The sequence below is a fragment of the Pseudomonas veronii genome, assembly GCF_002028325.1.
GTDB lineage: Bacteria > Pseudomonadota > Gammaproteobacteria > Pseudomonadales > Pseudomonadaceae > Aquipseudomonas > Aquipseudomonas veronii.
The window spans coordinates 1,995,830-2,008,192 of sequence record NZ_CP018420.1 but is presented as its reverse complement, the minus strand read 5'-3'; the positions used below and the strand labels follow the sequence as shown (position 1 = coordinate 2,008,192).

Here is a 12,363-nt window from a genome sequence, read left to right as displayed (position 1 = left end):
CACCCTTAGTAAGTCCGAATTTTCGGTTCAAACATCGGAACCGTCTTCGGCGAGAAGTTAACGGCACGCTTGGTGACGCGCTTTTCACCCGGGAAGTAGAGGGTGTGGCACAGCCAGTTTTCATCGTCACGGTCTTCGTAGTCTTCACGAGCGTGAGCACCGCGGGACTCTTTACGAACCTCGGCGGCAATCGCAGTCGCTTCAGCCACTTCCAACAGGTTTTGCAGCTCAAGGGCTTCGATACGAGCGGTGTTGAACGCCTGGCTCTTATCGTTGATCTTGACGTTGGCGATGCGCTTGCGCAGGTCAGCCAGCAGGGCAATACCCTTCTGCATGTATTCGCCGGTACGGAATACACCGAAGTAGTTCTGCATGCAGCTTTGCAGCTCGCGACGCAGGGTAGCCACGTCTTCGCCTTCGGTACGCTCGTTCAGAGCGGACAGACGCGCCAGGGCAGCTTCGATGTTGGCGTCGGTAGCGTCATCGTATTCGATGCCGTCGGTCAGCGCCTTTTCCAGGTGCAGGCCGGCAGCGCGGCCGAAGACCACCAGGTCGAGCAGCGAGTTGCCGCCCAGACGGTTGGCGCCGTGTACCGATACGCAAGCCACTTCGCCCACCGCGAACAGACCATGGATGATCTCGTCCACGCCGTCGGCGTTCTGGGTGATTGCCTGGCCATGGATGTTGGTCGGCACGCCGCCCATCATGTAGTGGCAAGTCGGAACAACCGGAACCGGAGCAACCACCGGGTCAACGTGCGCGAAGGTCTTGGACAGTTCGCAGATACCTGGCAGGCGGCTGTGCAGCACTTCCTCGCCGAGGTGATCGAGCTTGAGCAGCACATGGTCGCCGTTCGGGCCACAGCCGTTGCCGGCGATGATTTCCTTGACCATGGAACGGGCTACAACGTCACGACCGGCAAGGTCTTTCGCGTTCGGAGCATAACGCTCCATGAAACGCTCACCGTGCTTGTTGATCAGGTAGCCACCTTCACCACGGCAACCTTCGGTGACGAGTACACCGGCGCCGGCGATGCCGGTCGGGTGGAACTGCCACATTTCAATGTCTTGCACCGGCACGCCGGCACGCAGCGCCATGCCAACGCCGTCGCCGGTGTTGATCAGTGCGTTGGTGGTCGAGGCGTAGATACGACCTGCACCGCCAGTCGCCAGAACGGTAGCCTTGGCGCGGATGTAGGTGGTTTCACCGGTTTCGATGCAGATGGCGATCACGCCGACGAATGCGCCGTCCTGGTTTTTTACCAGGTCAACCGCGTAGTACTCGTTCAGGAACGTGGTGCCGGCTTTCAGGTTGCCCTGATACAGGGTATGCAGCAGCGCGTGACCGGTACGGTCGGACGCGGCGCAAGTACGGGCAGCCTGGCCGCCTTTACCGTAATCCTTCGACTGACCGCCGAATGGACGCTGGTAGATACGACCTTGCTCGGTACGCGAGAACGGCAGACCCATGTGGTCCAGCTCGAACACGGCAGCCGGGCCTTCCTGACACATGTATTCGATAGCGTCCTGGTCACCGATATAGTCGGAACCCTTGACGGTATCGTACATGTGCCAGCGCCAGTCATCGTTCGGGTCGGCGGAGGCGATGGCGCAGGTGATGCCACCCTGGGCCGATACGGTGTGGGAACGCGTCGGGAACACCTTGGTGATCACGGCAGTCTTGTGACCACCCTGAGCCAGTTGCAGCGCTGCGCGCATGCCGGCGCCGCCGCCACCAATGATGATGGCGTCGAAGGAAATAGTTGGAATGTTAGCCATGGATCAGATACCCCAAAGAATCTGCACACCCCAGACGAAGTAAGCGAACATCGCGACGCCGCATACTGCCTGGAAGAGAAACCGTACTGCTGTCGCAGACTTGCCCAGCGCCATCGGCGTCAGGTAGTCGGTCGAAATGGTCCACATGCCGACCCAGGCGTGAGCGCCCAGGGCTACAAGGGCCAGCAGACTGAAGATTCGCATCGCATTGTGGGAAAACAGGCCATGCCATTGCTCATAGCCGATGCCCGGATTGGCGACGAGGTATCCGATCAGGAAAATGAAATAAGCCGCGAGAACGACCGCAGACACACGCTGTGCCATCCAGTCATAGAGGCCCGAACGCGACAGATTCGTTACGCTGGTTACCATATCCAAACTCCTGCCAGAACGATCAGCGCCACGGAAACGGCGATGACGATTTTCGAGCCCAGGCGGCCGCCTTCCAGCGTCTCACCGATGCCCATATCCATGATCAAGTGGCGCACGCCGGCTACCAAGTGATACAGCAGAGCGGACAAGAGGCCCCATGCTACGAACTTGGCCAGCGGACTGGTCAAGCATGCCTTCACCTCGGCATAACCTTCCTCGGAACCCAGGGATTTGCTCAATGCATAAAGCATGAAGCCCAGGCCCAGGAAGAGGATGATGCCGGAAACACGGTGCAGGAACGACGTAACGCCGGTGATGGGGAGTTTGATGGTCCTTAGGTCTAGGTTTACAGGTCGTTGGCTATTCACGGCTTTTTTTCACACTGAAGAGCCCCTAACAATCAGGGCAAAGTTGTTGGGGAGCGGACTGGTCAGGTAACACCACCCAGGGAGTGCGACCCCCAATGAAAGCAAGCCCAAAAGCCCTTGGCGGTCGGTGGCCGAGTATAGACAGTTAGGTTACTAATGACAACGCGCTGACCTCACCCTAATAGCGCATTGCGTTGGCAGGATAAAAGGCGTAAATGGCGGTAAATTTCGAGGAAAAAGTCCGGTTAAAGCCTTCTGGGGCAAGACTTTAGGCAAATTGACATCTGAATTTATCTCACTATAGTGGTGCGGGCCCTGCGTGGGGGGTCTGTCTGATGATTTGAAGCATAAATAGGAGGCCACATGGCTGACAAAAAAGCGCAGTTGATCATCGAGGGCGCAGCCCCCGTCGAGCTGCCCATTTTAACCGGCACCGTTGGTCCTGATGTTATCGACGTACGGGGCCTGACGGCCACGGGCCGTTTCACTTTCGACCCAGGTTTCATGTCGACCGCTTCATGCGAGTCGAAGATTACCTATATTGATGGCGATAATGGCATTTTGCTGCATCGGGGCTACCCGATCGAGCAACTGGCTGAGAAATCGGACTACCTGGAAACCTGCTATCTGCTACTAAATGGCGAGTTGCCAACCGCCGAGCAGAAAGCCCAGTTTGTCAGTACTGTAAAGAACCACACCATGGTTCACGAGCAGTTGAAGACGTTCTTCAACGGCTTCCGTCGCGACGCCCACCCGATGGCCGTCATGTGCGGCGTGGTCGGCGCCCTGTCGGCCTTCTATCACGACTCCCTCGACATCAATAACCCGCAGCATCGCGAAATCTCCGCGATCCGCCTGGTTGCCAAGATGCCGACCCTGGCCGCAATGGTTTACAAGTACTCCATGGGGCAACCCATGATGTACCCGCGCAACGACCTGACTTACGCGGAAAACTTCCTGCACATGATGTTCAACACCCCGTGCGAGATCAAACCGATCAGCCCGGTGCTCGCCAAGGCAATGGACCGGATCTTCATCCTCCATGCCGACCACGAGCAGAACGCCTCCACCTCTACCGTGCGTCTGGCCGGCTCTTCGGGTGCCAACCCGTTCGCCTGTATCGCCGCCGGTATCGCCGCGCTGTGGGGCCCTGCCCACGGCGGTGCGAACGAAGCCGTATTGACCATGCTCGATGAAATCGGCGATGTCTCGAACATCGACAAATACATCGCCAAGGCCAAGGACAAGAACGATCCGTTCAAGTTGATGGGCTTCGGTCACCGGGTCTACAAGAACCGCGACCCGCGCGCCACCGTCATGAAGAAGACCTGCGACGAAGTGTTGAGGGAACTGGGCATCAAGAACGATCCGCAACTCGAACTGGCCATGCGCCTGGAAGAGATCGCTCTGACCGACCCGTACTTCATCGAGCGCTCGCTGTACCCGAACGTCGACTTCTACTCGGGGATCATCCTCAAGGCGATCGGCATTCCAACCAGCATGTTCACCGTGATCTTCGCCCTGGCGCGGACCGTGGGCTGGATCTCCCACTGGAAAGAAATGCTCTCCAGCCCGTACAAGATTGGCCGCCCGCGCCAGTTGTACACCGGCTACGAGTCGCGTGACATTACCAAGTTGGAAGATCGCAAGTAAGCATCTGACCGACGCGCAATAAAAAAGCGGCCTCCTTCATGGAGGCCGTTTTTATTTGTGCAGGAACCAAGAAACTGTTTTGTCTGAAATTCAGCTATCGGGAGCAAGCCCCCTCCCACATCCGACTGCATTCCAAGATAGATACCCGGTCGAATGTGGGAGGGAGCTTGCTCCCGATGACACTAGCCCACCAACACAAAAAACCCAGCCTATCGACCAGGACACTTCCTATTAAGCCCCCCCAAACCTGACCAACTACCCACCTTGGAATGCAATCAGCTGTGGGAGGGGGCTTGCCCCCGATAGCAATGGCCCAGCCACCACAAAACTCCAGCCAAAAAAAAATGCCCCAGCCTATCGACCGGGGCACTTCCTATTGAGCTACAACCTTAGTGAGAAACCGCCCCACTCGCCCCCAGGCCAGTCTGCGAACGCACAAACTGCGGGAAGTACAGCGCCCGTTCCTTGACTGCCGCCGCCGACTTGTCGGTGATGGAGAAGAACCAGATGCTGACGAACGCGATGAACATCGAGAACAGCGCAGGGTACTCATACGGGAAGATGGCTTTTTCGTGATGCAGGATCGACACCCAGATGGTCGGCCCCAGGACCATCAGGCCCACGGCACTGACCAACCCGAGCCAGCCGCCAATCATTGCGCCACGGGTGGTGAGGTTTTTCCAGTACATGGAAAGCAGCAACACCGGGAAGTTACAGCTGGCAGCGATAGAGAACGCCAGGCCGACCATGAACGCAATGTTCTGGCTTTCAAACAGGATACCCAGACCGATTGCCAGCACCGCCAAGGCGATAGTGGTGATCTTCGAGACGCGAATCTCCTCTTTGTCGTTGGCCTTGCCTTTCTTGATCACGCTGGCATACAGGTCATGGGACACCGCCGAAGCACCGGCCAGGGTCAAGCCCGCAACCACCGCGAGGATGGTGGCAAACGCCACAGCCGAGATGAAGCCCAGGAAGATACTGCCACCCACCGCGTTGGCCAGGTGAACCGCCGCCATGTTGTTACCACCGAGCAAGGCGCCTGCAGCATCCTTGAACGCCGGGTTGGTGCTGACCAGCAGGATCGCGCCGAAACCGATGATGAAGGTCAGGATGTAGAAGTAGCCGATGAAACCAGTGGCGTACAACACGCTCTTGCGCGCTTCCTTGGCGTCGCTCACGGTGAAGAAGCGCATCAGGATGTGCGGCAGGCCGGCGGTACCGAACATCAGTGCCAGAGCCAGGGAGAACGCGGAGACCGGATCTTTCACCAAACCGCCAGGGCTCATGATCGCTTCACCTTTAGGGTGAACCTTGATCGCCTCGGAAAACAGCGTGCTGAAGTCGAAGTTGACGTGCTTCATCACCATCACCGCCATGAACGTGGCGCCGGACAGCAGCAACACAGCCTTGATGATTTGCACCCAGGTGGTCGCCAGCATGCCGCCGAACAGCACGTACAGGCACATCAGGACACCCACCATGATCACCGCTACGTGGTAATCAAGGCCGAACAGCAGCTGGATCAACTTGCCCGCGCCTACCATCTGCGCGATCAGGTAGAACGCCACCACCACCAGCGAACCGCAAGCCGACAGGCTACGGATCTGGGTTTGCCCGAGGCGATAGGACGCCACGTCGGCAAAGGTGTATTTGCCCAGGTTACGCAGGCGCTCGGCGATCAGGAACAGAATGATCGGCCAGCCCACCAGGAAGCCGATCGAGTAGATCAGGCCGTCGTAGCCGGAGGTGTATACCAGTGCGGAAATACCCAGGAAGGACGCGGCCGACATATAGTCGCCGGCAATCGCCAGGCCGTTCTGGAAACCGGTGATCTTGCCGCCGGCCGCATAGTAGTCGGCCGCCGAGTTGTTGCGCTTGGACGCCCAGTAGGTAATGCACAACGTCGCGCCGACAAAGACCACGAACATCAGGATCGCTGGAATATTCAGCGGTTGTTTTTGCACTTCACCGGTCAACGCCTCCCCCGCCCATATAGCAGGCGCGAAGACCGAAGCACCCAGTACAGCCAATAGACGACGGATCATTGCGCAGCCTCCTTGAGAATCGCATTGTTCAGATCGTCGAATTCGCCGTTGGCGCGTCGCACGTAGATCGCAGTGAGGACAAAGGCCGATAGAATCAGCCCGACACCGATAGGGATTCCCCAGGTGATGGACGAAGTGGAGCTGATCTTAGCCCCCAGCAATTGTGGCCCGTAGGCAATCAACAGGATGAATCCGGAGTAAAGCCCTAGCATGATCGCCGAGAGAATCCAGGCGAACCTTTCCCTTTTTCTAACCAGCTCCTTGAAGCGCGGGCTGTTTTGAATCGAGAGGTAAATGCTGTCGTTCATTGTTTTTATCCTCGCAGCACAGCTTTGTTATTATTGAAACAATAGCCACTGTATGCGGCTACGGGGCAGGTTCCAGACGACCTTAGTATTAGAGGGAGTGTAGCGAGGGTTTGCGAGGGCGCAGAAACATTTGCGGGCGGCGAAAATAATAATGTGGGAGGGGGCTTGTCCCCGATTGCGGTGTGTCAGTCGCTGATGATCTGACTGATCCATCGCTATCGGGGGCAAGCCCCCTCCCACAAGGGGTTACATCAAAGGGGGGTTACTTGGCGAGCCACTCGGCAACCCGCTCAGGGTGCTTGGCAACCCAGTCCTTGGCGGCTGCATCGGGCTTGGCACCCTCCTGGATGGCGAGCATGACTTCACCGATTTCGTCCTTGGAAGCCCATTGGAATTTCTTCAGGAACGCCGCGACTTCCGGGGCTTTCTTCTCCAGGCCCTTGCTACCAATGCTGTTGACGGTTTCAGCAGCGCCATAGATCCCTTTTGGATCGTCCAGGAACCGCAGTTTCCACTTGGCGAACATCCAGTGCGGCACCCACCCGGTGACTGCGATGGATTCCTGCTTGTCTTCGGCGCGGGTCAGTTCGGCGATCATCGCGGCACCGGAGCTGGCTTGCAGCTTGTAGTCCAGGCCATAGGCCTTGATCGCTTCGTCGGTCTTGAGCATCACGCCTGAACCGGCGTCGATACCGACGATCTTGTTCTTGAAGGTGGTGTCGGTCTTGAGGTCTTCGATGGACTTGGCCTTGACGTACTCCGGCACGATCAGGCCGATCTTCGCATCCTTGAAGTTGGGGCCGTAGTCGACCACCTTGTCCTTGTTCTTGGCCCAGTATTCACCGTGGGTCACGGGTAGCCAGGCAGAGAGCATGGCGTCGAGCTTGCCGGTGGCAACACCCTGCCACATGATCCCAGTGGCGACCGCTTGCAACTTGACGTCATAACCGAGCTTTGCCTTGATCACTTCTGCCGCCACATGAGTGGTGGCAACGCTGTCGGACCAACCGTCCACGTAGCCGATGCTCAGGGTTTTGCTGTCGGCGCTGGCCAGTGTGGAGCTCATCGCAACTACCAGAGTGGCAACTGCGCCCAAGAGTCGTCGCATCTTCATCGTACTTCCCCGAAAGTGCTGCGCCCGACGGATGTCGAGCGACGTCAACCTGTTGTTATGTGGTGCGCCACGCCCCCTTCACGCGCATCGATCCGGCGGCAACGACATCAGTGGAGTGCTGATACTTCGATCATCAACCTGCCGGGGCCTTTGTCCTGCTCTGTCAGCGACCTCAGGTAAGCAAGAAACGACATCACATCGCCAGCTAGCGCTGTTATGGGACGCTCACCTCATACCCCGCCCGAACTTTGCATGTCTAAATCATGCAGCCCCACTGGGACGCGACAAATCCGGGTAAGATGCGCGCCTTTGCTCCCCAGATAAGCCGACCATGCCCGCAACTGCCCGCTTCCCTGCCCTGCCCTATTTATTCGCCTTGATCCTCGGCCTGCTTGCGCTGGTCGGGTACTGGTATGGCCTCGGCCGGCCAGTGGTGCTGCCGGACGTGGCCAGCGCCAGCCACAAACTGCAATGCGCCTCCTACACACCGTTCGACAAGGACCAATCACCGTTCGACCAGCCGTTCAAGCTGCGCCCCGAGCGCATGGACGCCGACCTGGCCCTGCTGGCCACCCGCTTCGAATGCATCCGCACCTACTCCATGACCGGCCTGGAAGCCTTGCCGGACCTGGCGCGCAAGCACGGGCTGAAACTGATGATCGGCGCCTGGGTCAACGGCAACCCGGTCGACACCGAAAAAGAAGTCGACGCCTTGATCGCCTCGGCCAACGCCAACGCCGACGTGGTGACTTCGGTGATCGTCGGCAACGAAACCCTGCTGCGCAAGGAAGTCACGGCCGCACAGTTGGTGAAGCTGATCCATAAGGTCAAAAGCCAGATCAAGCAGCCGGTCACGTATGCCGACGTCTGGGAGTTCTGGCTGCAACACCCGGAAATTGCCCCGGCGGTGGATTTCCTGACCATCCACTTGCTGCCGTACTGGGAAGACGCCCCCTCGGGAATCGACCAGGCGCTCAAGCATGTCGGCGACGTGCGCCAGACCTTCGGCAATAAATTCGCGCCCAAGGACGTAATGATCGGCGAGACCGGCTGGCCCAGCGAAGGCCGCCAGCGCGAAACCGCGGTGCCGAGCCGGGTCAATGAGGCCAAGTTCATGCGCGGTTTCGTGGCCATGGCCGAAGCCAATGGCTGGCACTACAACCTGATAGAAGCCTTCGACCAGCCGTGGAAGCGTGCCAGTGAAGGCGCTGTCGGCGGCTACTGGGGCTTGTTCGACGCCGATCGCCAGGACAAAGGCATCCTCGCAGGCCCAGTGACCAACGCACCGTACTGGCCACTGTGGCTGGGAGTCGGTGGACTCATCCTGCTGGGCACCCTGGCGCTCGGCGGGCGGGTGCGCAGCGTGCGCGCCGCCTGGCTGCTGCCGCTGCTCGGGGCCGTCGCCGCCTGTTCCATCGGCACCTGGGCCGAACTGACCCGCGTAACCGCACGCTTCAATGATGAATGGGTGTGGGCGGGGCTGCTGGTCGCGTTGAACCTGCTGGTACTGGCACATGCGGCCCTGGCCTTGAGCAGCCGCGAGGGTTGGCGCGAGCGGGCGTTCAACTGGCTGGAGCCGCGCGCGGGCTGGCTGGTGGCAATCGCCGGGTTCGCTGGCGCGGTGATGATGCTGGCGCTGGTGTTTGACCCGCGCTACCGCAGCTTCCCAAGTGCGGCGCTGGTGCTGCCTGCCCTGGTCTATCTGATTCGCCCGGTGACCGGGCCACGTCGGGAAATTGCCCTACTGGCCTTTATCATCGGTGCAGGCATTGCGCCGCAGCTGTTCCGCGAAGGTCTGTTGAACCAGCAGGCGTGGGGTTGGGCGCTGGTCAGTGGGTTGATGGTTGTGGCTTTGTGGCGGTGCTTGCGGATGCGCAAGGCTTAAGAGTGCCATCGGGAGCAAGCCCCTCCCACATTTGGAATGCGTTCCCATGTGGAAGGGGCGGTGCGACGATTCGATTTGCCCCGATTGCCCCTATCAGGCCGCCCGTGGCTTGCGGACCAAGCGCAACCCGGCAATCACCACCGCAAACACCGCAAATGTGGTGTTGTACAACGCCAACGCCGGCAACCCGAACACCAGCCCCAGCACCGCCAACCCCCACCCCGCACGGCCCGGCACGAAAAACGCCAGCACCGACGCGATCAGCGCAGCCCAGCCCATCACCTGGAAGTGAATCATCAAGCCCAGGTTCGAACGCACCTGGCATTCCCAGCGGTTGGCTTCATCCGCGCAAATGCCGACCCACCGGCCATCCTCCATGAAGCCGTAACGCGCGGCATAACTGGCGGCCAGCCATAATGGCAAGGCAATGAGCAGTAGGGTCAGCGGCAAGCGGCGGGACATGGAGCACTCCGATAGGCAAAAACGGCGCTCAGCTTAATCCCCCGGTGGCCGTTAGCAAGATGTGTACGCAGATAAGTGTCCATCAATACGCGGCAAAGTGTATCTTCTGCCTACTATTACCCCGACTCCGACGTTTTTTATCCGACTTTTCGTGCCGATGGCTGGCACTTCGGTGGCAACGCGGTGGTCATAGCCTGCGAACTTCATTCAGCACGTTTCCTCTTAGGGATTAAGTCATGCTCCGTTCCTTGCGCTGCGCTGCCTTGCTGGGCAGCCTTTTTTTGAGTGCGTCAGCACTGGCCGTCGACATCGACCAGGCCAGCTATGGCTTCCCTTTGACCAACCCGTTCGAAGCGACCATCGCCACCACCCCGCCTGACCTTCGGCCCAGCTTGCCGAGCGACGACGAAATCAACCAGTCCGACTACACCCTGAACATGCGTCCCGAGCGCGAGTTCAGCCTGCCCGACAACTTCTGGGCAGTGAAGAAACTCACCTACCGCATCGCCAAGCAAGACCGCGCCGCGCCGCTGATCTTCCTGATCTCGGGCACCGGTGCGCGGTTTGACAGCAGCATCAACGAATACCTGAAAAAACTGTACTACCAGGCCGGCTACCACGTCGTGCAACTGTCATCGCCGACCAGCTTCGACTTCATGAGCGCCGCCTCGCGCTTCGCCACGCCGGGTATCACCCAGGAAGACGCCGAAGACATGTACCGCGTGATGCAAGCAGTGCGTGCGCAGAACGCCTCACTGCCGGTCACCGACTTTTACCTCAGCGGCTACAGCCTCGGTGCGCTGGATGCGGCCTTTGTCAGCAAGCTCGACGAAACCCGCCGCAGCTTCAACTTCAAGAAAGTGCTGCTGCTCAACCCACCGGTCAACCTGTACACCTCGATCACCAACCTCGACAAGCTGGTGCAGACCGAGGTCAAGGGCATCAACAACACCACGACCTTTTATGAACTGGTGTTGAACAAGCTGACCCGCTACTTCCAGCAAAAGGGCTACATCGACCTTAACGACGCCCTGCTCTACGACTTCCAGAACTCCAAGCAGCACCTGACCAACGAACAGATGGCCATGCTGATCGGCACCACGTTCCGTTTTTCGGCGGCCGACATCGCGTTCACCTCGGACCTGATCAACCGCCGCGGCCTGATCATCCCGCCGAAGTACCCGATCACCGAAGGCACCAGCCTCACGCCGTTCCTCAAGCGCGCGCTGCAATGTGACTTCGATTGCTACCTCACCGAACAGGTCATCCCGATGTGGCGCGCCCGTTCCGATGGCGGCAGCCTGTTGCAATTGGTCGATCAGGTCAGCCTGTACGCCCTCAAGGACTACCTGCACACCAGCCCGAAAATCGCCGTCATGCATAACGCCGACGACGTGATCCTCGGCCCGGGCGACCTCGGCTTCCTGCGTCAAACCTTCGGCGATCGCTTGACTGTCTACCCGCTGGGCGGCCATTGCGGCAACCTCAATTACCGCGTCAACGCCGACGCCATGCTGGAGTTTTTCCGTGGCTAAATATCTTCTGCTGCTTGCCGCCCTGATGTGCGCAAGCGTGGCCAATGCCGACAACAGCAAGGCGCACGCGCCCACCGTCGTGGGTGCCGACGGCTTCAAGGAGCCGCTGAGCAAGCTCAAGTTCAACCCGGGCCTGGACCAGCGCGAGTTCGAACGCTCGTCACTGACCGCCCTCAACGTGTACGACCCGCTGGAATCGTGGAACCGTCGCGTTTACCACTTCAACTACCGCTTCGACCAATGGGTGTTCCTGCCGGTGGTCGACGGTTACCGCTACGTCACGCCGAGCTTCCTGCGTACCGGCGTAAGCAATTTCTTCAACAACCTGGGCGATGTGCCCAACCTGTTGAACAGCCTGTTGCAACTCAAGGGTCACCGCTCCCTGGAAACCACCGGGCGCCTGCTGCTCAACACCACCATCGGCGTTGCCGGGCTGTGGGACCCGGCTACCGCCATGGGCCTGCCGCGCCAGAGCGAAGACTTCGGCCAGACCCTGGGCTTCTACGGCGTGCCTGGCGGCGCCTATCTGGTGCTGCCGATCCTGGGCCCATCGAACCTGCGCGATACCAGCGGCCTGGTGGTCGACTACAGCGCCGAATCGCAGATCAACTTCCTGAACGTCTCCGAAGTCAGCTCCAACCATCCGGAGATCTGGGCCCTGCGCGTGGTCGACAAGCGTTACCAGACCAGCTTCCGCTACGGTCAGTTGAACTCGCCGTTCGAGTACGAAAAGGTGCGCTACATCTATACGGAATCGCGCAAGTTGCAGATTGCCGAATAAGCGCAGCGCGCGGTAAAAAAGCCATTCGACGCGCTCGAATGGCTTTTTTTTGCCTGCTC

Annotated in this window: 11 protein-coding genes; 4 read left to right on the top strand and 7 right to left on the bottom strand. The window is 59.3% G+C overall.

Translation table 11 applies throughout. From position 1 onward, the window contains the following. Positions 1-5: 5 nt before the first annotated feature. The 3 genes from sdhA to sdhC are packed head-to-tail and all read right to left on the bottom strand — an operon-like array spanning position 6 to position 2,518. On the bottom strand, positions 6-1,778 hold the full coding sequence (gene sdhA, locus PverR02_RS09360; RefSeq protein ID WP_017846765.1) for a succinate dehydrogenase flavoprotein subunit: 1,773 nt from the start codon (positions 1,776-1,778) through the stop codon (positions 6-8). A 3-nt stretch (positions 1,779-1,781) separates the two neighbouring features. Next, a complete protein-coding gene (sdhD, locus tag PverR02_RS09355; protein ID WP_017846764.1) occupies positions 1,782-2,150 on the bottom strand; it encodes a succinate dehydrogenase, hydrophobic membrane anchor protein in 369 nt (122 codons plus the stop codon). After that, a complete protein-coding gene (gene sdhC, locus PverR02_RS09350; protein ID WP_017846763.1) occupies positions 2,144-2,518 on the bottom strand; it encodes a succinate dehydrogenase, cytochrome b556 subunit in 375 nt (124 codons plus the stop codon). The genes sdhD and sdhC overlap by 7 nt, the downstream gene beginning before the upstream one ends. A 363-nt stretch (positions 2,519-2,881) precedes the next feature. Here sdhC and gltA point away from each other — a divergent pair, with 363 nt between their 5' ends. Next, a complete protein-coding gene (gene gltA / locus PverR02_RS09345) occupies positions 2,882-4,171 on the top strand; it encodes a citrate synthase (RefSeq protein ID WP_017846762.1) in 1,290 nt (429 codons plus the stop codon). Between the two features lie 389 nt (positions 4,172-4,560). Here gltA and PverR02_RS09340 read toward each other — a convergent pair whose 3' ends face one another. The 3 genes from PverR02_RS09340 to PverR02_RS09330 form a co-directional block, all read right to left on the bottom strand. Then, a complete protein-coding gene (locus tag PverR02_RS09340) occupies positions 4,561-6,219 on the bottom strand; it encodes a cation acetate symporter (protein WP_017846761.1) in 1,659 nt (552 codons plus the stop codon). Then, the gene (locus PverR02_RS09335) at positions 6,216-6,527 is read right to left on the bottom strand and encodes a DUF485 domain-containing protein (RefSeq protein ID WP_017846760.1); all 312 of its coding nucleotides are present in this window, start codon (positions 6,525-6,527) and stop codon (positions 6,216-6,218) included. The genes PverR02_RS09340 and PverR02_RS09335 overlap by 4 nt, the downstream gene beginning before the upstream one ends. Positions 6,528-6,789: 262 nt before the next feature. Continuing rightward, positions 6,790-7,641: a glycine betaine ABC transporter substrate-binding protein gene (locus PverR02_RS09330; protein WP_057003706.1), complete on the bottom strand. Its 852-nt coding sequence runs from the start codon at positions 7,639-7,641 to the stop codon at positions 6,790-6,792. Positions 7,642-7,972: 331 nt separating this feature from the next. Here PverR02_RS09330 and PverR02_RS09325 point away from each other — a divergent pair, with 331 nt between their 5' ends. Further along, positions 7,973-9,526, top strand: a complete 1,554-nt coding sequence (locus tag PverR02_RS09325) for a glycoside hydrolase family 17 protein (protein ID WP_079443177.1) — start codon at positions 7,973-7,975, stop codon at positions 9,524-9,526. Positions 9,527-9,619: 93 nt separating this feature from the next. On the opposite strand, the gene PverR02_RS09320 is transcribed toward PverR02_RS09325, so the two are convergent. Further along, positions 9,620-9,988 carry a hypothetical protein gene (locus PverR02_RS09320; RefSeq protein ID WP_046384199.1) on the bottom strand — a complete coding sequence of 123 codons (369 nt, stop codon included), beginning with the start codon at positions 9,986-9,988 and terminating at the stop codon, positions 9,620-9,622. Between the two features lie 236 nt (positions 9,989-10,224). Between PverR02_RS09320 and PverR02_RS09315 the strand changes: the two genes are divergently transcribed. Both PverR02_RS09315 and PverR02_RS09310 read left to right on the top strand, forming a co-directional pair. Beyond that, on the top strand, positions 10,225-11,523 hold the full coding sequence (locus PverR02_RS09315; protein WP_046384200.1) for a serine/threonine protein kinase: 1,299 nt from the start codon (positions 10,225-10,227) through the stop codon (positions 11,521-11,523). Continuing rightward, entirely contained in the window at positions 11,516-12,304 is a 789-nt protein-coding gene (locus PverR02_RS09310) for an MlaA family lipoprotein (protein WP_046384201.1), read from the top strand. The genes PverR02_RS09315 and PverR02_RS09310 overlap by 8 nt, the downstream gene beginning before the upstream one ends. Positions 12,305-12,363 lie beyond the last annotated feature (59 nt).